The organism is Mesorhizobium sp. P2_E9 (genome assembly GCF_056403815.1).
In genome coordinates this window covers 86,322-107,128 of sequence record NZ_JBFUET010000011.1, presented here as the reverse complement: position 1 = coordinate 107,128, position 20,807 = coordinate 86,322, and the positions used below count along the sequence as shown (strand labels likewise).

Here is a 20,807-nt window from a genome sequence, read left to right as displayed (position 1 = left end):
GGAAAAGTGTGAAACGGTTTTCCGTCCGGAATTGCGTTGAAACAAAGAGTTAGAGCGGTTTGCCGTTTCCGTGAAACGGTGAACTGCTCTAGGCTTGGGCGGTTAACCGCCTGATCGCCGGATCAGCGCGCGGCCGATCGGCTTTGGCGTCTCGCTGCGCAGCACCAGCGCCGTGGTGACGGCACCATGGCGCGCCACGGCGTCGACGATGGTTTCAAGGTGGGCGGGCGAGGGCACAACAACCTTCAGGATGAAGCAGTCCTCGCCGGTCAGCCGGTGCACCTCGGTGATCTCAGGCATTTCGGCGAACTGCTTCAGGCAGGGGCGGATGTGCTCATGCGTGGTTCGCACGCGGATGATGGCCATCATGCCGAGGCCGAGAGCGGCCGGATCGATCACCGCGGCGTAGCCGGCGATCACGCCGCGCTCCTCCAGCCGCTTGACCCGCTCAGAGGTTGCCGGCTGCGACAGGCCGACCCGCCGGCCAAGCTCCGACATGCCGATGCGGCCGTTCTCCTGCATGGCCTCGACAATGGCGATGTCAGTCGGGTCGGGTGGCGCACGCTCATCGCTGGTCTTCATGGGCACCTTGAATCCATCGGCAACGAAGTGATTTTTCCGATGGTTTCCCATTCTCGATGCCAGCGCAAGACGTCACCATGCGCCCTCAATCGATAGGAGCAAGGCGACATGACGCATTTCATCATCCTGCCGGGAAGCGGCGGTTCGGGTCCGGGCCATTGGCAATCGCGCTGGGAACGCGCCCATCCGGCGATGCGGCGCTTCCAGCCGTCAAGCTGGGACCTGCCCGATTTCACCGACTGGCTGGCGGCGCTGGAGGGCGCGGTGATCGCGGCGCCGGCGCCGCCGGTGCTGATCGCGCACAGCCTGTCCTGTTTGCTGATCGCGCACTGGCAGAAGATTTCGCAGAGGCCTGTAAAGGCGGCCTTGCTGGTCGGCGTGCCCGATCCGGCGTCAACGGTCTTTCCTGGATATGGCATGGCTTTCGCCAGAATTCCGCAGGGCAAGTTGCGCTTCCCCTCGCTGGTGGTGACCAGCACCGACGACCCCTATGGCTCGCAGGACTATGCGCGGGCGCGGGCGAGGCAATGGGGCAGCCGTTTGGTCGTGATCGGCCCGTTCGGCCATATCAATGCCGACAGCGGCCTTGGCGATTGGCCGGAAGGTTTTGCGCTGCTCGCGGGGCTGGTGTCCGAGGCGTGATGGCGCTCAGCCGCCATTGACCAGGGCAAGGATGAGTTTTTGCAGATTGCCGCCCTGGCCGAGTTCGACGCGGTCGAAATCGCGGCTTGCCTGGCGCTGCGCCTGCGAGAGCGCGGACAGGCGTTTGGTCATCTCGGTCCGGATCTTGCTGCATTTCGGGTCGTCGGCAACCATCAGGCCGACGGTCGCCGCTTCGATCTTGCGCACCATGTCGACGATGGTGGCGCCATGCACCCTTTCGTGGGCGCTGACGCCGGCGAGGAAAACCTCCCAGTTCTTCTCGACCGCGGTCGGCAAAGGCGAGGAGGGGCTGGGCAAGGTGTAGGTGATGATCAGCTTGGGCCTGGCCGAAACCAGCACGCAGGCCCCGGCGCGAGCCTGATAGTCCCTGGTCCAGGTCAGCTTGAAATTGGTGTGGGCGATGGCGCGGCCAACGCCGACATTCGGCCCGTTTTCGCCGATCGAGCGATAGAGCTCCGGTCCGGACTGACCTGAAATGGCGTAGGTCTCGACTTTCTCCACCGGCTTCCACTGCGCATGGGCGGTGAGCGGCAAGGCTATCAGGGAGGCCAGCAGAAGACACAGACGAACTCTCAACACCACTCTCTCCAGACCGGGACCGAACAGGCAATGCCAGCGGAAGGCTTTTCCTATATGCTGCCGGCCGGTGCTGCAAATGTCTTGCAGGCAGTCAATTGGGGGGAAGTCATGAGGAGATATTTCGTCGTTCTCGGTGCCTTGGCCGCATTGCAGGCGGTGCAACCGGCTTTTGCCGCGTCGTGCAGCGGCTGGAGCGCGAAGATGGAGGAAGACGAAGGCGGCAAGGTGCTGACCGCCTCGGTCTGCGGCGGGCCGAAGGGCGATGCGCAACTGATGCTGACCTGTTTCGACACGCCGGTGCTGAGCTACGATCTGGGCGCCAGCGGCCAGCAGACGGAGCCCGGAATCAGCGGCGCGTTCGACTTCAAGGCCGACGGCAAGACGGTGACCAAGACGCTGCAGCTCGAGGAAATGTACAATTATTTCGTGGTCAATCTGGCCAAGGCTGATCCGCTTTTGGACCTGTTGCGCTCGAAGGGCGATGTGACGGTCAGCGCTGCCAAATTTGGCGCGATCAGTTTTCCGCTGAAGGGCTCGAGCGGGGCCATCGGCAAGGTGCTGGCGCAGTGCGGCAAGGCGAAGCCGGCGGGGGATGCGGATTGAGTGCTTCGTCATCCTAGGGTCTCCGCGACGGAGCTGCGCTCCTGCTTCGCCCTAGGCTGACGAAGGGAGGGGATGCCGCTCCATCACCCCACCCAACCGCACCGTAGCCGCCCTCAACTCCTCATCCGAAAACCCCGAAAAACCCAGCACCAGCCCGTGCTTCGGCATCCCATCGACGAACATCGCGGACAGGGCGCGCGCGCCGACGCCCACAGCCTTTGCCGCCTCGACGATTGCCGTGTCCGGTCCCGCACCTTTCAGCATCGCCATCAGATGCAACCCCTGCTCGGGGACCGCCACGTCGAGCCTGTCGCCGCAATGCGCCTCGAGCCCCGCCACCAGCACGTCGCGCGCGGCTTGCACGCGGCGGCGGACGCGTCTCAGATGCGCGGCGAAATGGCCTTCGTTGAGCAGGTCGGTCAGCGCGCCTTCGGCCAGTGTCGAGGGGTAGCGGTCGGAGCGCGCCCGGACCGCCATGACGGCATCGAGCAGCGGCTCCGGCACCACGACATAGCCGATGCGCAGGCCGGGGAAGAGCACCTTTGAGAAGGTGCCGAGATAGGCGACACGGTTCGTGCCATCCATGCCTTGCAGCGAGGTCAGCGGCGGACCGGCATAGCGGAACTCGCTGTCGTAATCGTCCTCGATGATCCAGGCATCGTTGCGCCGCGCCCAGTCGAGCAGGGCCAGGCGGCGGCGCATCGTCATCGTCACGCCGAGCGGATATTGATGCGAGGGTGTCACGTAAGCCGCGCGGGCGTTCGGGCAAAGGCTTTCGCCGATCTCGGGATCGAGCCCTTCGGCGTCGACAGGTACGCCAACCACCTTGGCGCCACTGCCGGCCAGCGCTGCATGCGCCATGGGATAGCAGGGGTTTTCGATCCAGACAGCATCACCGGGGCGAAGAGCCGTTCGCACCAGGAGGTCGAGCCCTTGCTGTGTCCCCGAGGTCAGCACGATCTGGCCGGCATCGCAGCGCACGCCGCGCGCGGTTCGCAAATAGGTGGCAATCGCGGTGCGCAGCGGCAGGCCGCCGCGCGGATCGCCATAGCGGAAATGCTCCGGCCCGGGGCGGGCGAGGTGGCGCGACAGAAGGATGCGGAACAAATCAAGCGTGCGCGGGTCGGACACCGCCACGCCAAGGCCCCAAGGTAGCGACGTGGCGGCATCGATCTCCGGCGGACGCGGCTTGATCAGCGTCACGGGCAAATGCGGCACATCGGGGGCGACGAAGGTGCCGGCGCCGACCTTGGCTGTTGCAAAGCCTTCCGAGATCAGCATTTCGAAACAGGCGACCGCCGCCGAGCGCGACAGGCCGAAACGCCGGGCCAAATCGCGGGTGGTCGGCAGCTTGGCGCCGGCGGCCAGCACGCCGGTCTCGATCAGCCGGCGGAGCGCCGCATAAAGCTCGCGGCTGCGCGGGCCGTCGCCCGGCAGTACCGGGATCAGCGCCGACCAATCCGGCATATTGGTCTGATTTTTATCCATTGCATTGGTCCTTTTATCGACCAATATCACGGCGCATGGTTTGCAGACCAGAGACAAGGATGCAAGCCGTGAACGACGTCGCCGCCAGCTTTCCGACCACCAGCCGCAACCGGGTCAAGCGCCTGCATGAGCGCGGCAGCTATGACCACGAGGCCGTCTTCGCGGTGCTCGATGCCGGGCTGCTGTGCCACGTCGCCTACACGTTCGACGGCCAGCCCTATTGCACGCCGACCATCCATTGGCGCGAGGGCGACATGCTCTACTGGCACGGCTCTTCCGCCAGCCGCATGCTGCGCCAGCTGCGCGGCGGCACGCCGGCCTGTCTGACGGTGTCGCATCTCGACGGGCTGGTGCTGGCGCGCTCGGGCTTCAACCATTCCGCCAATTACCGCTCGGCAATGTGCTTTGGCACGGCGCGGATCGTCGACGAGCCGGAAGAGAAGATGAAGGCGCTGGCCGGTGTCGTCGACCGCTTCTACCCCGGCCGCAGCGAGACCTTGCGGCCGATCTCGGCGCAGGAGACCAAGGCGACGATGGTGATCGGCATGCGCATCGAGGAGGCGTCGGCCAAGGTGCGCGCCAAGGGTGTCGCCGACGACGAGGAGGATTACGGCCACCCTGTCTGGGCCGGCGTCATCCCGGTGCGCATGGTGATCGGCGCGGCCGAACCGTGCCCGAGGCTGCTGCCTGGTATCGAGCGGCCGGGGAACCTAGCTGGATATGCCGAGGGCGAGAGGCTGGACCGGGCGCTGACGCAGGCGCAAAGGGTGTATGAGGGCGAGGGGTAGTTGGCTGCATGTACTCCTGACCGCGCTATGTCGCGTGCGAAGCGAAGGGCCGGAAGGCTCTGGTGAATGGCAAGCCGTTGAATGTGTGGGTACAGCAGGAACAGGATGGTTCCATATCCTCGACCCGCAAGTCGGGATCGACGCGCGCAAGGCGGTTGTCGCCGTCGACATAGAGGCCGCTATAGTAGGAACTTTCGCCGACCCTGATGAATGGCTGCCTTTCAGCCTCGCTGCGCGCCACCATCCAGAAGATCGGGTCGGCGCGGTCCAGGCGTGCCACCGCCTCGCTGTGAACCGCGGCCCAGTCGTCGCCGAGATGCGACAGCAGGAATTTGAACAACGGCGTGTAATCCAGACCACGGTGGTGTCCACCATGCATCGAACCCCGGTTGGTCCGGTCTTCCCGGCCTGCGTTTCGCGACCATCTGTACTCGCCGCCACGGTCATGAAGAACCAGGCGAGTTCGGGTGTTCACTTTGCGATAGAGCGGTTCCTTGGCATGCATGGCGGCCCTCTTGTGAGATGGTGGGACGGGCATGATCGCAGCCGATCGCGTCCGGCTCAAGCGGCACGTTGCCCCGGCTGGCGCCTCGCGCTATCTCGGCACCATGATCACCTTCCGCAAGGCGCGAGCCGCCGACCTTCCTGCCATCGTCGCCATGCTGGCCGACGATCCGCTCGGTGCCGCCCGTGAAGATGCCTCGTTGCCGCTGGCGCAGGGCTATGTCGATGCCTTCGACGCCATCGACGCCGATCCCAACCAGTTGCTGGCGGTCGCCGTGGATGGCGGCGAGGTGATCGGCACGTTGCAGATCACCTTCCTAGCTGGCCTTTCGCGCAAGGGCGCCTGGCGCGGGCAGATCGAGGCGGTTCGTATTGCCGGCCATCGGCGCTCGGGCGGCATCGGCCGGCGGATGTTCGAATGGGCGATCGGAGAGTGCCGGGCGCGGGGCTGCAGCCTTGTCCAGCTCACCACCGACAAGGGGCGGGCGGATGCGCACCGCTTCTATGACAGCCTCGGCTTCACCGGCAGCCATATTGGTTACAAGAAAGCACTGTAGCGTTCCGCCCCTGCAGCGACTGGCGTATAGCGCTAGGCTTTCAGGCACTATTCAAATTGCCTGACAAAGCGGATATAGGTCAGCTAGGTTGACCTATATGAAAATCGTCTGGGGAGGCGTGACTTGACCCTTATGAACCTCTTGGCTTCGCGCTCGTCGCGCATGAAAGCCTCCGAAATCCGCGAGCTCTTGAAGCTGCTCGACCAGCCGGACATCATCTCGTTTGCCGGCGGCATCCCCGATCCGGCGCTGTTTCCGGCCGATGCGATCCGCGATGCCTATGCCGAGGTGCTGGGTGGCGCGGAGGCAGGGGCTGCGCTGCAATACCAGGTGTCCGAAGGCTATCTGCCGCTGCGGCGCTGGATCGCCGGCCAGATGGGCAAGCTCGGCGTTGCCTGCGACGAGGCCAACATCTTCATCACCTCCGGCTCGCAGCAGGCGCTGGATTATCTGGGAAAACTGTTCCTGTCGCCCAACGACACCGCGCTGGTGACATGGCCGACCTATCTCGGCGCGCTGCAGGCGTTCAACGCCTATGAGCCGCGCTATGACCGGCTGCGGCCGGAAGGCGGCAACATGACGCCCGATGCCTATCGCGCGGCGGCAGCCGCAAATGGCGGCAAGGTCAAATTCGCCTATCTGGTGCCGGACTTCGCCAACCCGACCGGCAACACGCTGGACAAAAAACAGCGCGAAGCGGTGCTCGACCTTGCCGGCGAGCTCGACATCGCCGTCATCGAGGACGCCGCCTATCGTGCGCTGCGCTATGACGGCGAGGGCGTGCCGCCGATCCTGGCGCTCGACTGCGCGCGCTCCGGCGGCATCGACAAGGCGCGCACGCTCTATTGCGGCTCGTTCTCGAAGATCCTGTCGCCCGGCATGCGCGTCGGCTGGGTGTGCGCACCGCGCCATGTGGTGGAAAAACTCGTGCTGATGAAGCAGGCGTCCGACCTGCACAGCCCGTCGATCAACCAGATGGTCATGCACCGCGTCGCCGAAGCCGTGTTCGACGGCCAGGTCGACAAGCTGATCGGGGCTTATCGCGAACGCCGCGATGGCCTGCTTGGCGCGCTGGAAGCCAACATGCCGGAAGGCGTGAGCTGGAGCCGACCGGAAGGCGGCATGTTCGTCTGGGCGACGCTGCCGGAAGGGGTTGATGCCACCGCGCTTTTGGCACGCTCGGTGAAGGAGGCGCGCGTTGCCTTCGTGCCCGGCAACGCTTTTTACGCCGACGGCACCGGGCGCAACACGCTGCGGCTGTCCTTCACGCTGGCCGACCGCCGCGCGGTGAGCGAGGGCATTCCACGGCTGGCCGCGCTGTTGAAGGGATAAGTTCCGCGCCGCCGTGTCAGGGGCCGCTATGCGTGCCCTTGATGGCGTCGCCTTCGAGCTTGGTGAAGGGCACGAAGGACAGCGTGCCGCCATTGTAGATGTCGGCGCGCGTGACCTGGAACATCCCGTCCGCTTCCTGATGCTTGGTGACTTTCAGCACATGCTGGGCGCCAGGCGGGCCAACCGGGATGACCATCATGCCGTTCGGTTTCAGCTGCTGCAGCAGCGGCGGCGGGATGTGGTCGATGCCGCAGGTGACGATGATCTTGTCGAACGGCGCTTCTTCCTGCCAGCCATAGTAGCCGTCGGCGTTGCGGGTGGTGATCGCCTTGTACTCGGAATAGCCCTCGGCGATCAGCGCGTCGTAGAGCGCGCGTGTCCTTGCCGCCAGCGGCTTGATGATCTCGATCGAGAAAACCTTGTCGGTGAGGTTCGACAGATAGGCCGACTGGTAGCCCGAGCCTGTGCCGATCTCGAGCACCTTGTCACCGGGCTTTATCTCCAGCGAATTGGTCATGCGCGCGACGCTGTGCGGACCGGTGATCGTCACGCCATAGCCGATATCGAGATAATGCCATTCATAGGCACGGCCGAGATTGGCCTTGGTGACGAACGCCTCGCGCGGCGTCATCAGGTAGGCGCGCTTGTCGCGCTGGTCCCAGACATCCTTGTGGGCGAGCAGGGCCTGGAAGCGATCCCAGCGCTGGCCGAGGAAGCCGACATCCTCGCCCCGGTTCTTCTTCATCCAGTCGATGAAGCCGGCGCGGCTGTCCATCACCGGCATGGCGTTGGGATCATAGGCGGTCGGCACATTGGCCATGGCGGGTCTGGCCAGCAGGGTGCCAGCGATGCCGAGCAGGACTTGCCGGCGGTCCATGCGCAAGCGCTTGCTCCTGACCTCGATGCGCATCTGTCGATCCTTCATGGCAGCGTACCGCGCTGCTGACAGGCTCAGCCGAGCATCGTCCCGATCCGACGGTTTGACAATTGGGCGGTCCATACAATTCGGTAAGATCACCGAAAGGGGGAGTTCATGGCCAGGGTCAACCCCTGCTGTGCCGGGCTCAGCACGCCGCGACTGTCCTTCACGCTGGGCGTATCGGTCAGGGTGATGGAGCCGCTGCTGAAGGTTTCCTATGCTGGCACGTTCACCAGCTGCCGGAGCCTGGAAAGCCTGGTGCGCGCCAACTGGCGGACCGGTTTCTCGAACTCCTCCTCGCCGGTCTCGACAACGAAGACCAAAGTCTTGAAGTCGAGCATGAACTCGTCGATTGCTGCGGCAACCTCCTGCGATCTGCCCTTGAACCGGCGCAGCAAGGCGTTCGCTTCGTCGATGCCATCGCCGCCGGCGCTATCGAGCAGCGCTTCGAGCCTCTGAAAGCTGTCCAATTCAAGTCCTCCCAACCGCGCCAGAAAACTCGGCCGGGAGTGGAAGGTTCCAGTGGAACGTGGTCCCGCGAAAAGAAATCGCTGTTGCCGTTTGAATTCCGTGGATTTGAACGAGCCGCCGGCATTCTTTTGTTTCGGGTGGAACCTCTGCGGTCAATAAAAGTTGTCACCACGTCTGATCCCCCGTCAGACACTGAAAGCTGAATATCAGCTTTCCAAAAGCCCGCCGGACCCCCCCTCCCGGCGGGTTTTCGTTTGCAAGGTGAGACCCCGGCGGCTTGCGGTGGATGGTGCTTTGCGTTGCCAGATCGGTGGCGCCGATGCTAACCGTGCAAATGGCGGCGGAAATCGGCAACGAGGCAACGCGCGCCAAAAATTGCTCAATAGAACGCCTGAACTGACATCCATTAGCTTACCGTCGAGGACTATTTTTTATGCAAAACCCAACCAGGGCGATCTGTGCCGCCGCGCTTCTACTTGCGGCTGGGGCCACCGGTCTGCCAAGCACATCATCTATTGCTTATATTTCGTCTGCGCGGGCTCAGGAGGAATATCTTCCGACCGAGAAGGACTTTGTCGGCAAATGGAAACTCAGCGGCGGAGCCATCCGGCCGCCGCGCGACATGACGGATGCGCCGACGCCGGAACAGGAGGCGGCGGCCGCCGAGTTCCAGCAGACGGTGACCGCCTTCTACGGTGCGTTCGACTATCTCGAGATCACCGCGGACGGCCGCTACAATTTCCATCAGCCGGGCGACCCGACATCGGGGCCTTGCGTCTGGTGCGGGACCTGGTCCTTCAGCAAGAGTTCGCTGTGGCTCAAGCTGGATACGGCGCCCAGGCTCGATATCTATGCCAAGGACGGCGATATCCAGATGACCTACACGGCCGAACTCGACGAAAAATCGAAATATGCCTGGCTGGTTTTCGGCTGGACGAAGGCTGAGTAAGCGGGGCCTGGCGTTGCACTGGGGATTGGATTGGTTGGCGGCCTGTTTCGCGGCTCGCCTCGTGGAGCATCGTTCGGGTTTGGCCGAAGCCTGCCAAGGTCGTCATCCACGGGCGGAGCAGCCGCGTAGCGGCGTCGCGGAGACCCGAGGATCCATGCCGCGACCTTGCTGACGGGTGCAACGGAGCAGAATTCTGGACCGCGGCAACGCTCCGGAGTCCCGGCATGGATCCTCGGGTCTGCGCTGCGTCGCTGCGCTCCTTGCTCCGCCCGTGGATGACGAAATGGTGGATGCCTCCGCTCATCGCGGAGGTATGCTGGACGCGAATTTTGAAAACAGGCCTAACCAGCTTTTCATCAATCTCGTATTCTCGTATACGAGATTGATGCGAGCAGCCCGAGAAATTCATGAACCCGTTGCCTGAAACCGTGCCGTTCTTCAGCCAGTGGGAAACGCCCGATATGACGCTGGCCGTGCTGGCCGATGGCGCCGAGGCAGCACTCAGGCGCGATCCGTTGTGGCGGGGATCGGGTGCAGAAACGCTCGACGAATACGCGGTCTGGGCCGCCAATATCTGTGGCATGGCGTGCCTGAAAATGATCCTGGCGACGCGGGGCGAGATCGTGCCGACGATCGAGCTGGCAAGGCGCTGCACTGGATATGGCGGCTATGTCGTCAGTGAGGGCTCGATCAAGGGGCTGATCTACGCGCCCTTCGTCACCTTCGTGCAGGCGGAGTTCGGCCTGCAGGCGCAGGTGATGACCAATGTCGCGACAGCGGACATTCCGGCGATTCTCGGCCGATCGCGGTTCTTCATCGCTTCGGTCAGCAGCGCGATCCGCTGGCCCGAACGCGAGCCGCCGTCGAAGGGCGGCCACCTGGTGCTGGTGACGACGGCGTCGGATGACGGGTTTCGCTTTCACAACCCGTCCGGCCATACCAGTGCCACACAAGAAAACGCAGTGTTGGCGCCATCTGATTTCGACCGCTTCTTTGCCAATCGCGGCATTGCCGTCAGCATTTGATTTCGAGGGATTTTCGATGAAGGACAAGATCAGGGTTGCCATCCTCTATGGCGGGCGCTCGGCAGAGCATGACGTGTCGCGGCTGTCGGCGGCGAATGTGCTGAAGGCGATCGACCGGACGCGCTACGCGGTGGTGCCGATCGCCATTTCCAGGGACGGCAGATGGCTGCTGCAACCGTCGTCCGGGACTGCCGGCGACGGGGCAGGGGCACCGGTGTCGGAGGATGGCGTGGAGGTTGCGCTGCTGCCCGGCGGCAAGGGCCGGCTGGTGGCTGTCAACAAGAGTGGCGAACAGCTTGACCCGGTCGATGTCGTCTTTCCCGTGCTGCATGGACCGTTCGGCGAGGATGGTTCGGTGCAGGGTTATGCCGAGGTTGCCGACGTCGCCTATGTCGGTTGCGGCATCCTGGCTTCCGCCGCCGCCATGGACAAGGATGCCGCCAAGCGGTTGCTGCGCGAGGCCGGGCTTGCCGTTGCCCGCTCCGTCACCATGCGGCGTGGCGAGCCCGTGGCCTTCGAGGATATCGCGGCGCGTCTAGGCCTGCCGGTCTTCGTCAAGCCGGCGCGCCAGGGCTCGTCCTTCGGCGTGAGCAAGGCGGCCGACAGTGCCGGCTTCACCGCGGCGGTCGCGGCGGCGTTCCGGCACGACAGCAAGCTGTTGGTGGAGGAATTCGTCGCCGGCCGCGAGATCGAGTGCTCGGTGCTGGAGCGGGCCGATGGCTCGCTCACCGTGTCGCCGCCCGGCGAAATCATCCCGGCCGACAAGCATGGCTTCTACACCTACGAAGCGAAGTATTTCGACGCCGACGGCGCGGTGATCAAGGTGCCCGCCGATGTCCCGGCTGAAGTCGTAGCCAGGACAAACGAGATGGCCACGCAGGCTTTCCGGGCGCTCGGCTGCGAAGCCATGGCGCGCGTCGACTTCTTCCTGCGCGCCGACGGCTCGCTGCTGGTCAACGAGGTCAACACGCTGCCCGGCTTCACCGACATTTCCATGTACGCCAAGGCGCTGGCGGCGATCGGCATTGGTTATGGCGAGGTCATCGACGTGCTGATCGAGCACGCGCTGGCGAGATATGGGGCGCGCTGAGCCAAAGCCTGCATTAGGCCGTCGCATCCGGCCACCTCACACCCGTCAACTCCCGCGACACATCCCACAGCCTTGCGGCGACAGCTCTGTCTCGTGCGTGCTTGCCGATCCTTGCCTCGCCGACCGCGCCTTTCATTTCGAACAGGCCTTGCGGGCCATAGTAGCCGGCCGGTTTCGCATCGGGCGCGGTCGCCGCAAACAGCGTCGGCAGCGCGCCCTCGGCGGCCGACTGGGACAGAACCGGCGCCAGCAGCACGCCAAGCCAGTCGAACGGTGACGACCGGCCGTTCTGGCCCATGCGCGGGCCGCTGGTCTGCAGATCGGTGAGGGCGTAGCCGGGATGTGCGGCGTTGCTAAGCAAGCCCCAGTCCTTGGCATCGCTGCGGCGCTGCAGTTCGAAAGCGAACAGGATCATGGCCAGCTTGGACTGCGCATAGGCGGCCCAGGGCCGGTAGCGCTTGCGCCATTGCAGGTCGTCGAAATGGATCGCCGCCTGGATGCGATGGGCGCCGCTGCTGGGATTGACGACGCGCGTCTTCTGCCCCTGGCGCAGCAGCGGCAACAGGCGTCCGGTCAGGGCGAAATGGCCGAGATAGTTGGTGCCGAACTGCAATTCGAAGCCGTCGGCGGTTTCGTGGCGGGTCGGCGGGGTCATCACGCCGGCATTGTTGACCAGCAGGTCGATCGCCTCCCATTCGCCGGCGAGCTGGCCGGCGAAGGCTTCGACCGAGGCAAGGTCGGCGAGGTCGAGATGGGCGTAGCGCACTTTGGCACCCGGGACAGTGGCCTTGACGCGGGCCAGCGCATCCTTGCCCTTAGCTTGGTTGCGTCCAGTCATCAGCACGTCCGCGCCGGCCTTTGCCAGCGCCAGCGCGGTCTCGTAGCCGAGACCGCCCGTGGCGCCAGTGATGACCACCTTGCGTCCCTGCTGGGGCGGGATGTCCTGCGTCGTCCACGTGCTCATGATTGCGCCCCCACATGCAAGGCGTCGCTGCCGAGGATCAGGTGAACCGCCGCCTCGGTAATATCGCGCCCGAGTCCGCGGGCGCTGCCGGTAATCAGCCAGACTTTCGACATTGTCTTATCCTTTCAGGGAGTTGTCATATAAAAGAGTGAGTAGGCACTCATTTTTTCGGTTGAATTGATGCTGTCTTTCGCTGGTCTGCTTCGGTGCCGTTTCTGCCTTGGATCGCTACTTCGAGATGCCGTTCCAGAAGAAGGCGAAGCCGGACTGCTTGTAATGTTCGCGTCGCCCCGGATCGCGGGCGATGAATTCAAGCGTCGTCTCCGCCAGCGCTTCGAAAATGCCGCCGGCAAAGGTCATCGAACAGCCTTTCAGCGCACCTTCGGCGAGGCTTTCCTCGATCATCCCACTGATGTCGGCAAACGCAGCGTTGCCCTGCTGCTTGCTTTGTTCGGTGATCCGCTCGGAGACGGTGAGCTGGCGCATGGCCTTGCGCTTCATCGGAAACTTCGCGCCCCAGTCGATGAAATTGTCCCAGACGTGACGGTTGCGCTCGCGAATGCTGGCTTGCGACGGATACGACGTCAGCAGGGCCCTGCCGAGATCGGCCTTGATCTCGAGATAGAGCTGGTTGAGCAACTCATCCTTGCTGGTGAAATAATTGAAGAGCGTGCCTTCGGAGAGGCCGGCATCCCTGGCGATCTTTGCCGTGGCCGCGCCGGTCCCTTGCGTCGCCACCAAAGCGGTGGCCGATGCCAGGATTGCGTCGCGCTTTTCTTCGCTGAGGGGACGGGCCATGTTGGAACCGGTTTGAGTGAGTGATCACTCATTTATGGCGACGCTTTGATTTTGTCAAGGGCAGGAGGAGCCATTCGGATTGTTGCACGTTGGGGTATCGGCGCCTTGCTTTTGGCGAAGGTTGCACGCCGGCTCAATATATCAGACCATGGCCGGCGGCAGGGGGAGACATCAAAGAGTGGCCAATCGTAGAAACGGGACGGCGTCTCCAGCGCATGGGCTGGATGCGATTCTTGCGGCGGCAGCACCCCACCCACGAACCGTGTTGCCCAATGTGGCGACCACCGTCACGACGGTGGCGGCGCTCTATTTCGGGCGCGAGGTGTTCCTGCCGATCGCCATCGCGCTGCTTTTGACCTTCGCGCTGGCGCCGCTCGTTTCGGCGCTCAAACGGGTCGGCATTCCCCGGATCGCCGCCGTCATCGCCAGTGTGCTCGGCGCCTTCGCGGCCCTTGCCCTGTTCAGCTTCATCGTCGCCACGCAGGTCAGCGAACTGGCGCAGAACATCCCGGTCTACCAGACCAACATCCTGGCCAAGATCCGCTCGCTCAAGGAAACCGGCGTCGGCGGCGGGATCATCGCCAGATTGAGCAAGGTGGTCGAGCGCGTCGGCCAGGAGATCGACAAGCAAGACGCCACGCTGCCGGCGGCCACGCCGGACAAGCCGCCGCGCGAGCCGGTGCCGGTCGAGATCGTTGCGCGCGAAAGGCCGCTCGAAGTCCTGCAGAACATCGTCGGCCCGCTGCTCAGCCCGCTCGGGTCGGCGGGGCTGATCATCGTCGTCGTCATCTTCATGCTGCTCGAGCGCGAGGATCTGCGCGACCGCTTCATCCGGCTTGTCGGCTATGGCGACCTGCACCGCACCACCGAGGCGCTTCGCGATGCGGGCAAAAGGGTCGGCCGCTATCTGCTCATGCAGTTGGTCGTCAACATTCTCTACGCCATACCGATCGCGATCGGGCTTTGGATCCTCGGCATTCCCAATGCCCTGCTGTGGGGGCTGCTGGCTCTGGCGCTGCGTTTCGTTCCCTATATCGGCCCGGTCATCGGCGCGCTGCTGCCATTGTTCCTGGCGCTGGCGGTGGCCCCCGGCTGGGAGCTCGTCGCGTGGACGGCCGCTTTGTTCGTGGTGATGGAACTGGTCACCGGCAATGTCGTCGAACCCTGGCTCTACGGATCGCGAACCGGGCTGTCGCCGCTGGCGATCATCGTCGCCGCGATCTTCTGGACGTGGCTGTGGGGGCCGCTCGGCCTGGTGCTGTCGACGCCGCTCACCGTCTGCCTGGTGGTGCTGGGCAGGCACGTGCCGCAGTTCGAGTTCCTCGACGTGCTGTTCGGCAACGAGCCGGTGCTGGAACCGCATGCGCGGCTCTACCAGCGGCTGTTGGCTGGCGATCCGGAAGAAGCGACCGACCATGCCGAGGAGATGCTCGAGGAGAAATATCTGGTCGACTTCTACGACAAGGTCGCCATTCCGGCGCTTCTGCTGGGCGAGCGCGACCGCGTGCGCGGCGTCATGGGCGACCTGCAAAGACGGCAAGTGGCGGCGAGCGCGCTGACGCTGGTGGCCAATCTCGACGACGATGCGAAAGAGGAAGCCAGTGAGGAGGATGCCCCGCACGTCGCAGGAGAGGCCGGGGAGGCGGGCGAGGCCGGCGATGGCGCCGGCGAGGCCATGGCCGAGCTGCCCGACGGCACCGGCCTGTCGGTACTTTGCGCCGGCGGGCGAGGCGAACTCGACGATGCCGCCGCCGCGATGCTGGCGCAGGTGCTGGAAGTCCAGGGCGCGACCGCGTCGAAGGCAGGCTTTGCCGACATGGAGCCGTCAAGCATCCGCGGCCTCGATCTCGAAACCATCGACACCGTGGTGGTCGGCTTCCTCAACCGCGATTCCGTCAAGCACGCCCGCTTCCTGGTGCGCCGGCTGAAGCGGGCGAAGGCCGCACTGCGGGTGGGCATCGTGTTCTGGTCGGAAACCGGCAACGACGACAAGGAAGCGGCCGCCAAGCTCGCCCATGACATCAACGCGGATTTCGTCGCGCATGGCATGGTGGACGCGGTGACAGGCGCGCTGTCGAGCGAGCCGGCGGTGGCGTTGAAGCTGGTCGCCAAACGGCGCGCAAGACGGCAGCGGGCAGCGCCGAGGAAGGTGGCGGCCGCGGCGGCGGGTTAGGGGCATAGCTCGATCAGCGCAAGCGACCCTGGTTAGAGCCTGAGCCCCTCGGTTGGGCTCCGTCACGCCTGGGCGGAGCTGACACTACCGCTTTGCGCCGCAACTTGGGCGTAGTGACCAATTTGCGGCCCCCAAAATCAGGTATCTGAAGGCCGCAATCCAGATCCATGCGTTGAGGCCGAGCCAGGATCAATGTGTCCCGACCTCCTGATGGTTTCACCAAGTGATCAGGGGCGATTTGCGCAGCCACGTATCCGCGGTGAGTTGCTGAACGACGAAATCCGCGACATCGGCTCGGGCGATCGTCCCGCCATGGACGCCTGACAGGTCGGTCAACGCCTGGATGCCGCCACGCCCCGGCTTGTCGTTGAGCACCGTCGGCCGAACGATGGTCCAGTCGAGCGTGCTGCCCCGGATGGCATCTTCCTGGCGATCCTTGTCTTCGTAAACCTTCCGCAGCATGAGGGGCAGGAGGAGCCTGTCAAAGAAAAAACCGCCATGGCCGCGGCTGTCGCCGGCACCGAGGCCAGTGATGCAGATCAAACGGTGAATATTCTGCTTCGCCATGACATCGACCAGCGCGCGCGTCGCTGTCGAGAGCAGGGTCACCTCCCGGAACGGGCTCATGGCGGTGCCCAATGAACTGACGACGGCATCACAACCCGCGATGGCGCTGGTTAGCGCGGCAGCATCGCGGGCGTCGCCTTCGACGAGCTCGGCGCCGGTGAGGTCCTCGGCCTTTGCCTTGGAGCGGACGAGGGCTACCACGTCGTGTCCCTCTGCGATGGCCTTGCTGACAATCAGCCGGCCGGTTGCGCCTGTGGCGCCCAATACCAGAATTTTCATTTCAAGCCTCCGAAGGTGTGTTGTTGGACGGGGAAACATCGGTTAGCCGCTGCCGGAGGAAGGCACCGATGGCGTCCACCGACTGCTCGGCCGCGAGGAAGTGGCCGAGGGAAGACTGGAAGACATGTGGCATGCCTTCCCAGATCGACAGCGTGACCTCCACGCCTGCCGCTCGCGCCCGGTCGGCGTAGCGGATGGAGTCCGTCAGCAGCAATTCGTCGTCTCCGACATCGATGCGGATCGGTGGCAGGCTGTTGAGTTCCGCGTAGAGCGGCGAGGCCTTGGGGTTCGTGGCATCCTGGCCTTGAAGATACATATCCGCGAAGGCCTGGAGTACGCCGCGTGTGAAGATCGGGTCCGCCTCTGCCCTGGTCTCGAAGCTGTCGCCGGTGAGTGCAACGTCGGTCCAGGGCGACATCACCGCCGCCCCTGCCGGTCGTACCGCTCTCTGTGTCTTGTCAGCGGCGAGAATCGACAGCAGTGCCAGCGTCAAACCGCCGCCGGCAGAGTCACCGACAACCACGATCCGTTCGGCACCCTCCGCGACGAGACCGCGATAGGCGGCGACCGCATCGTCGATCGCAGCGGGGAACGGATGCTCGGGCGCAAGCCGGTATTCCGGGACAAACGTATCGGCGCCAACACGCGCGGCGATCTGACCCGCGAAACTGGTGAGCGCCTTGGCTGAGCCCAGCACATAGCCACCACCATGAAGATAGAGCACGCGTGCGCCCGGTCGTGCGTTCGGCAGCCGAAGCCAGAAGCCGGCAATGCCGCCGACCGTCGCTGGTTCAATCCGCACATCCGCGGCGGCGGGCGTGGCGGCAAACATGGCGTCGAACATCGGCCGTGCCTCGGGCCCGAGCTTTTCACCCTTGTGGGCCGAGGCGGCCTGTCGCATCGCGGCCACCGCTGGAGCGTCTTCAGGCGAGAGGGATTGGATCGTCATCATGGCAGGTCTCCTTGGTTGGGGGGTAAGGTGCGGGCTCAGCCATTCGCCCACTGGATCGCGGCATCCCTGGCAAAAGCGGCATAGGAGCGGGGCGCGTGGCCGAGCAATTTGGTCAAGCGCTCGATGTCGTCAGTGGTCGCCACCGCGCCTTCCGTCTGATACCGGTTGAACATCAGGCGCAGGTCGAGCGCATGCCAGGCGGGCAGCATGGTCTTCGTGCGCTGCTCCATGGCGACGAGATCGTCGCCGCCATGGCGGATCACGCGACCGAGGGCCTCGCTCCAGATGGCGGCGATGCCTTCGCCGGTCAGGCTGTCTGGACCAACCAGGGCGTAGGTCTCGCGGCCGAGTGGCGTTGCTGCCTGTTCACGGCGAACGAGTTCGATCGCGGCGGCCTCGCCGATGTCTCTGATATCGACCATTGAAATACCCTTCGAGCCGATCGGCGCGCCATAGACGCCGACGTTCAGAAGCACGTCCTTTTGACGAAGATCGTTCTGGATAAAGTAAGCGGGCCGCAGGATCGTCGCAGGCAGGTCGAGCGCCTCGATCATGCGCTCGACCGTGTACTTGCCCGCAAAATGCGGCACGTCGGCATAGGCATCGCCGCCGAATACCGAGAGATAGACGATGCCCTTGATGCCGGCCTCGCGGGCGACTGTCAGGGTCTGCATGGCCTGGGTCAATTCATCGGCGACGTTCGGCGCGAGCAGGAACAATGTGCTGACGCCTTGCAGTGCCGCGCGGACCGAATCCGGATCAGCGAGGTCACCGCGGACCGCCGTCACGCCTGAGGGTAGTTGCGCCGTGTCAGGGGAACGCGTCAGGGCGCGAACCTCTACATTCCGCCCCTGCAGGTGGGAAAGGACCTGGGAGCCGATCGTCCCGGTGCTGCCAGTTACCAAAATAGCCATTGTGAAAACTCCTTGTGATTTCTGTTCTGTCCCTGAGGAAGATAGACGTTCCAACTGTGAGTGGGAGATGGCATAATCGAGATAGGTTGTCTCAATATTGGAACATCATGATGAATTTAGAGGCCCTGGCAGACTTCAACCTCGTTGCCGCCCATGGCGGTTTCGGCCGTGCCGGTCGCGTTTCTGGGCGATCCAAGGCGACATTGTCTCGCCATGTGAGCGAACTCGAACATAGCCTTGGTGTGAGGCTGATCGAGCGTGGACCCCAAAGTCTGCGACTGACGGACGAAGGTCGAGCGCTTCACGAGCGCACCGATGGATTGCTGTCGGAAATCGCGGAGGCGGGAGAGGCGATTGTCTTGGGTGCGTCGACCCCGAGAGGCAGGCTGCGGGTGAGCGCTCCCATGGTTTTCGCACATGTGGCGCTTCCCATGATCGCCACCCGTTTTGCTCTCGCCTATCCGGAGGTCAAGCTTGAGATTGTTGCCGAGGATCGCAAGGTCGATCCGGTCGAGGATGGCTATGACCTTGTTATCCGGATCGATCCTTCACCGGATGAGCGTCTCATCGGCCGCCGTTTTCTCGATGACGAGCGCTTGATCGTAGCTTCACCTGACATGCCGCGCCCTCAGCCGGCGCCGGGCGGTGGAGCGAGCACCGTAAAGGCAGTCTTGCTGAGTGCTACTCCGCCGACTGTTGTTTGGCGCATGAAATCCGATCTTGAGGACGAAGTCCTTTTCAAGCCCGAGCCGATCCTGCGCTTCTCTTCTCTGCTGATGGTGCGCGATGCCGTCCTGGCAGGTGCGGGCGCGGCGTTGCTTCCGAAGCTTCTTGTCGCAGCCGATATCGAGGCGGGCCGGCTCGTTTGCTGGGGAACTCATGCCGGTCCGCCTGTGGAAATCTGGGCGCTCCAAAGCTCGCGACGTCTCGTCGGTGCGAAGGTTCGCGCTTTCCTGGAGGTGATGGAGCGGGCGTTTCCTAGCAAAGTTTTCGTTCCTCCACCCTGAACAAGAACCGGTTCTGCCGGCCGTCAGCGTTGGGGAAGAGGACTGTCCTTCAACGCACGTATTGCATGTATCTCGGGAACGGCGCGGATGGCGCCTTTCCTGCAATAACGGTGAACCAAGGGGCGGCTGCGCTGCCGCTGGTGGTCGGCGCTGGTCGATACGATGACCAAGGGCGTCGGGGATGGCTGCTCCTTGCTATGTGAGCTCCGCCCGTCCGCTACCTGCCCAGATCGAGACGTTGAGAACTCTGCGGCAAAGCGCCCGCTTCCAGCCCCATTGCCCCTTGTGATGAATGTAACGAGCCGGTGAACCTTACCGATCCACCATCGCCATCGCTCACCATAGCGTGGGCCGGCGATCTTCCCTGACGCCAGCGCCTCATCCAGCGCTGTCATCTCGGCTGCGTCGAGATTGCCGGCGACTAACGAAATCGCAGCTCGTCGGCGGGGGCTTCATCACCGCTTAATCAATGATTGCGGCGGCGAGCACCCCGCTTCGTCCATCAGACCCAAGGCAGAGGAATCCATGCCTCGGGCCGACACGCACTTAAGGTCAGTTCGAAAGACTACTGCCCCATCCCGAATTTGTATGTGACGCGCGCCATCACCGCGTCAATCTTGGCATCTGTCCGATAGGTCTCCTGATTTGCTCCAAGAGTACCATCATCAAACACGTTGTTGCCGGTGCTGGTCTTGGAGCCGAGATCGATATGGGTGTAATCCACACCCAGTGATATGTTGTCGGTAACGGCATAATCGAGCCCGGCGCCGAGCGCGTAGCCGCTTTGCCAATCGTTCTTCTCGTATGTGACCAAGGCATCGTTGTCGCGCGCTGTGAATTTTACCTTGCCGCCGGCATAGCCGGCCTTGGCATAGATCAGCACCCGGTCGAAAGCATAGCCGATGCGCCCCACGGCGGTGACATAGTTGGAGATCTTGCCGGTTTCCGTGTCGCTGTCCGGGAAGTAGGGGCTGACGATGGTCTTCTTTATGCCGGTGGCGGTCCAGGTCACTTCGCCACCCAGGACGAACTGGTTCCACTGATACTGCGCGCCAATGTGAGCACCACCAGCAACGCCTGCTTTGTTGAAGTCGAAGCCCTCAGTGCCGGCAGGAACCAGATCTGTGAAAAAGCCACCGTTAGGTTGCGTTTCGTCGGTTGCGGTAATGTCGCCGTTTGCTACGCCAAGATGTCCGCCTGCATAGAAGCCGCTCCAGTCGTAAGCCGAGCCGACGATGGGGCTCGCCATATCGGCTGCCGAGGCGCCGCTCGCGCCAAGCCCGGCAACCGCAAGAATTGCAAGAAATTTGTACACTGACTTCTCCCGTTCCCTAAAACCCTCAATCGGAACAGTATGTCAAAGCGCGATACTTTGCTGTGCTATTTTAGCCTCAGTTGCCAAAAATGATGGCAGACGAATTGTTCATGACAATTTGTTTCATGGCAATGCTGTGCAATCAGCTCTCGGCTTTGACGCGTGAACAGACCGAGTTTACTTGCGAAATACCGGACTTCGCATGTCTCCGCTTGGTGCCGAGGTTCGGCACGATGTCAAAGTTGCTGCTCTTGCCGAGCAACCAGGTCAGATCAATCTGGCCTGGCT

General features: G+C 63.6%; 22 protein-coding genes. 10 read left to right on the top strand and 12 right to left on the bottom strand.

Annotated features, from left to right (window positions below):
- Positions 1-102 precede the first annotated feature (102 nt).
- A complete protein-coding gene (locus AC1D05_RS20935; protein WP_477443578.1) occupies positions 103-582 on the bottom strand; it encodes an Lrp/AsnC family transcriptional regulator in 480 nt (159 codons plus the stop codon).
- A gap of 108 nt (positions 583-690) precedes the next feature.
- Here AC1D05_RS20935 and AC1D05_RS20930 point away from each other — a divergent pair, with 108 nt between their 5' ends.
- The gene (locus AC1D05_RS20930) at positions 691-1,224 is read left to right on the top strand and encodes an RBBP9/YdeN family alpha/beta hydrolase (protein WP_477443576.1); all 534 of its coding nucleotides are present in this window, start codon (positions 691-693) and stop codon (positions 1,222-1,224) included.
- A 6-nt stretch (positions 1,225-1,230) separates the two neighbouring features.
- On the opposite strand, the gene AC1D05_RS20925 is transcribed toward AC1D05_RS20930, so the two are convergent.
- A complete protein-coding gene (locus tag AC1D05_RS20925; protein ID WP_477443575.1) occupies positions 1,231-1,824 on the bottom strand; it encodes a DUF922 domain-containing Zn-dependent protease in 594 nt (197 codons plus the stop codon).
- A gap of 108 nt (positions 1,825-1,932) precedes the next feature.
- Here AC1D05_RS20925 and AC1D05_RS20920 point away from each other — a divergent pair, with 108 nt between their 5' ends.
- Entirely contained in the window at positions 1,933-2,427 is a 495-nt protein-coding gene (locus AC1D05_RS20920; RefSeq protein WP_477443573.1) for a hypothetical protein, read from the top strand.
- 51 nt (positions 2,428-2,478) lie between these two features.
- Here the strand turns inward: AC1D05_RS20920 and pdxR are convergent, their stop codons facing one another.
- Complete coding sequence (gene pdxR / locus AC1D05_RS20915; RefSeq protein WP_477443571.1) at positions 2,479-3,915, bottom strand: MocR-like pyridoxine biosynthesis transcription factor PdxR; 1,437 nt, start codon at positions 3,913-3,915, stop codon at positions 2,479-2,481.
- A gap of 59 nt (positions 3,916-3,974) precedes the next feature.
- Between pdxR and AC1D05_RS20910 the strand changes: the two genes are divergently transcribed.
- Positions 3,975-4,703 (top strand): pyridoxamine 5'-phosphate oxidase family protein, encoded by a 729-nt coding sequence (locus tag AC1D05_RS20910; protein ID WP_477443569.1) that lies wholly within the window; start codon positions 3,975-3,977, stop codon positions 4,701-4,703.
- Positions 4,704-4,728: 25 nt separating this feature from the next.
- On the opposite strand, the gene AC1D05_RS20905 is transcribed toward AC1D05_RS20910, so the two are convergent.
- Positions 4,729-5,208, bottom strand: a complete 480-nt coding sequence (locus AC1D05_RS20905) for a hypothetical protein (protein WP_477443568.1) — start codon at positions 5,206-5,208, stop codon at positions 4,729-4,731.
- 103 nt (positions 5,209-5,311) lie between these two features.
- Between AC1D05_RS20905 and AC1D05_RS20900 the strand changes: the two genes are divergently transcribed.
- Together AC1D05_RS20900 and AC1D05_RS20895 are read left to right on the top strand one after the other, a co-directional pair.
- Positions 5,312-5,764: an N-acetyltransferase family protein gene (locus AC1D05_RS20900; protein ID WP_477443792.1), complete on the top strand. Its 453-nt coding sequence runs from the start codon at positions 5,312-5,314 to the stop codon at positions 5,762-5,764.
- 132 nt (positions 5,765-5,896) lie between these two features.
- Entirely contained in the window at positions 5,897-7,096 is a 1,200-nt protein-coding gene (locus AC1D05_RS20895; RefSeq protein WP_477443791.1) for an aminotransferase-like domain-containing protein, read from the top strand.
- 16 nt (positions 7,097-7,112) lie between these two features.
- On the opposite strand, the gene AC1D05_RS20890 is transcribed toward AC1D05_RS20895, so the two are convergent.
- Together AC1D05_RS20890 and AC1D05_RS20885 are read right to left on the bottom strand one after the other, a co-directional pair.
- The gene (locus AC1D05_RS20890; protein WP_477443566.1) at positions 7,113-8,021 is read right to left on the bottom strand and encodes a protein-L-isoaspartate O-methyltransferase family protein; all 909 of its coding nucleotides are present in this window, start codon (positions 8,019-8,021) and stop codon (positions 7,113-7,115) included.
- A 209-nt stretch (positions 8,022-8,230) separates the two neighbouring features.
- Positions 8,231-8,485, bottom strand: coding sequence for a hypothetical protein (locus tag AC1D05_RS20885; protein ID WP_477443564.1), 255 nt, complete (start codon positions 8,483-8,485; stop codon positions 8,231-8,233).
- Positions 8,486-8,919: 434 nt separating this feature from the next.
- On the opposite strand from AC1D05_RS20885, the gene AC1D05_RS20880 reads away from it, so the two are divergent.
- The 3 genes from AC1D05_RS20880 (at position 8,920) to AC1D05_RS20870 (ending at position 11,550) form a co-directional block, all read left to right on the top strand.
- The gene (locus AC1D05_RS20880) at positions 8,920-9,435 is read left to right on the top strand and encodes a hypothetical protein (RefSeq protein WP_477443561.1); all 516 of its coding nucleotides are present in this window, start codon (positions 8,920-8,922) and stop codon (positions 9,433-9,435) included.
- Positions 9,436-9,842: 407 nt separating this feature from the next.
- Positions 9,843-10,460: a C39 family peptidase gene (locus AC1D05_RS20875; RefSeq protein WP_477443559.1), complete on the top strand. Its 618-nt coding sequence runs from the start codon at positions 9,843-9,845 to the stop codon at positions 10,458-10,460.
- 16 nt (positions 10,461-10,476) lie between these two features.
- Complete coding sequence (locus tag AC1D05_RS20870; RefSeq protein ID WP_477443556.1) at positions 10,477-11,550, top strand: D-alanine--D-alanine ligase family protein; 1,074 nt, start codon at positions 10,477-10,479, stop codon at positions 11,548-11,550.
- 13 nt (positions 11,551-11,563) lie between these two features.
- Here AC1D05_RS20870 and AC1D05_RS20865 read toward each other — a convergent pair whose 3' ends face one another.
- Both AC1D05_RS20865 and AC1D05_RS20860 read right to left on the bottom strand, forming a co-directional pair.
- Positions 11,564-12,514, bottom strand: coding sequence for an oxidoreductase (locus tag AC1D05_RS20865; protein WP_477443553.1), 951 nt, complete (start codon positions 12,512-12,514; stop codon positions 11,564-11,566).
- Between the two features lie 228 nt (positions 12,515-12,742).
- Positions 12,743-13,312 carry a TetR/AcrR family transcriptional regulator gene (locus AC1D05_RS20860; RefSeq protein WP_477443551.1) on the bottom strand — a complete coding sequence of 190 codons (570 nt, stop codon included), beginning with the start codon at positions 13,310-13,312 and terminating at the stop codon, positions 12,743-12,745.
- Positions 13,313-13,490: 178 nt separating this feature from the next.
- Here AC1D05_RS20860 and AC1D05_RS20855 point away from each other — a divergent pair, with 178 nt between their 5' ends.
- Complete coding sequence (locus AC1D05_RS20855; RefSeq protein ID WP_477443548.1) at positions 13,491-15,485, top strand: AI-2E family transporter; 1,995 nt, start codon at positions 13,491-13,493, stop codon at positions 15,483-15,485.
- Positions 15,486-15,701: 216 nt separating this feature from the next.
- Here AC1D05_RS20855 and AC1D05_RS20850 read toward each other — a convergent pair whose 3' ends face one another.
- The 3 genes from AC1D05_RS20850 to AC1D05_RS20840 are packed head-to-tail and all read right to left on the bottom strand — an operon-like array spanning position 15,702 to position 18,197.
- Positions 15,702-16,331, bottom strand: a complete 630-nt coding sequence (locus tag AC1D05_RS20850) for an SDR family oxidoreductase (protein ID WP_477443545.1) — start codon at positions 16,329-16,331, stop codon at positions 15,702-15,704.
- A 1-nt stretch (position 16,332) separates the two neighbouring features.
- Complete coding sequence (locus AC1D05_RS20845) at positions 16,333-17,283, bottom strand: alpha/beta hydrolase (protein WP_477443543.1); 951 nt, start codon at positions 17,281-17,283, stop codon at positions 16,333-16,335.
- 35 nt (positions 17,284-17,318) lie between these two features.
- Entirely contained in the window at positions 17,319-18,197 is an 879-nt protein-coding gene (locus tag AC1D05_RS20840) for an NmrA/HSCARG family protein (RefSeq protein ID WP_477443541.1), read from the bottom strand.
- A gap of 110 nt (positions 18,198-18,307) precedes the next feature.
- Between AC1D05_RS20840 and AC1D05_RS20835 the strand changes: the two genes are divergently transcribed.
- Entirely contained in the window at positions 18,308-19,204 is an 897-nt protein-coding gene (locus AC1D05_RS20835) for a LysR family transcriptional regulator (protein ID WP_477443790.1), read from the top strand.
- A 565-nt stretch (positions 19,205-19,769) separates the two neighbouring features.
- On the opposite strand, the gene AC1D05_RS20830 is transcribed toward AC1D05_RS20835, so the two are convergent.
- Positions 19,770-20,519 (bottom strand): outer membrane protein, encoded by a 750-nt coding sequence (locus tag AC1D05_RS20830; protein ID WP_477443539.1) that lies wholly within the window; start codon positions 20,517-20,519, stop codon positions 19,770-19,772.
- Positions 20,520-20,807: the final 288 nt, after the last annotated feature.

What these genes read in the sequence shown, in the direction of transcription:
- AC1D05_RS20935 (WP_477443578.1), bottom strand. Translation starts at nt 582, where the DNA reads ATGAAGACCAGCGATGAGCGTGCGCCACCCGACCCGACTGACATCGCC.
- AC1D05_RS20930 (WP_477443576.1), top strand. Translation starts at nt 691, where the DNA reads ATGACGCATTTCATCATCCTGCCGGGAAGCGGCGGTTCGGGTCCGGGC.
- AC1D05_RS20920 (WP_477443573.1), top strand. Translation starts at nt 1,933, where the DNA reads ATGAGGAGATATTTCGTCGTTCTCGGTGCCTTGGCCGCATTGCAGGCG.
- pdxR (WP_477443571.1), bottom strand. Translation starts at nt 3,915, where the DNA reads ATGGATAAAAATCAGACCAATATGCCGGATTGGTCGGCGCTGATCCCG.
- AC1D05_RS20910 (WP_477443569.1), top strand. Translation starts at nt 3,975, where the DNA reads ATGCAAGCCGTGAACGACGTCGCCGCCAGCTTTCCGACCACCAGCCGC.
- AC1D05_RS20905 (WP_477443568.1), bottom strand. Translation starts at nt 5,208, where the DNA reads ATGCATGCCAAGGAACCGCTCTATCGCAAAGTGAACACCCGAACTCGC.
- AC1D05_RS20900 (WP_477443792.1), top strand. Translation starts at nt 5,312, where the DNA reads ATGATCACCTTCCGCAAGGCGCGAGCCGCCGACCTTCCTGCCATCGTC.
- AC1D05_RS20895 (WP_477443791.1), top strand. Translation starts at nt 5,897, where the DNA reads ATGAACCTCTTGGCTTCGCGCTCGTCGCGCATGAAAGCCTCCGAAATC.
- AC1D05_RS20890 (WP_477443566.1), bottom strand. Translation starts at nt 8,021, where the DNA reads ATGAAGGATCGACAGATGCGCATCGAGGTCAGGAGCAAGCGCTTGCGC.
- AC1D05_RS20880 (WP_477443561.1), top strand. Translation starts at nt 8,920, where the DNA reads ATGCAAAACCCAACCAGGGCGATCTGTGCCGCCGCGCTTCTACTTGCG.
- AC1D05_RS20875 (WP_477443559.1), top strand. Translation starts at nt 9,843, where the DNA reads ATGAACCCGTTGCCTGAAACCGTGCCGTTCTTCAGCCAGTGGGAAACG.
- AC1D05_RS20870 (WP_477443556.1), top strand. Translation starts at nt 10,477, where the DNA reads ATGAAGGACAAGATCAGGGTTGCCATCCTCTATGGCGGGCGCTCGGCA.
- AC1D05_RS20865 (WP_477443553.1), bottom strand. Translation starts at nt 12,514, where the DNA reads ATGAGCACGTGGACGACGCAGGACATCCCGCCCCAGCAGGGACGCAAG.
- AC1D05_RS20860 (WP_477443551.1), bottom strand. Translation starts at nt 13,312, where the DNA reads ATGGCCCGTCCCCTCAGCGAAGAAAAGCGCGACGCAATCCTGGCATCG.
- AC1D05_RS20850 (WP_477443545.1), bottom strand. Translation starts at nt 16,331, where the DNA reads ATGAAAATTCTGGTATTGGGCGCCACAGGCGCAACCGGCCGGCTGATT.
- AC1D05_RS20845 (WP_477443543.1), bottom strand. Translation starts at nt 17,283, where the DNA reads ATGATGACGATCCAATCCCTCTCGCCTGAAGACGCTCCAGCGGTGGCC.
- AC1D05_RS20840 (WP_477443541.1), bottom strand. Translation starts at nt 18,197, where the DNA reads ATGGCTATTTTGGTAACTGGCAGCACCGGGACGATCGGCTCCCAGGTC.
- AC1D05_RS20835 (WP_477443790.1), top strand. Translation starts at nt 18,308, where the DNA reads ATGAATTTAGAGGCCCTGGCAGACTTCAACCTCGTTGCCGCCCATGGC.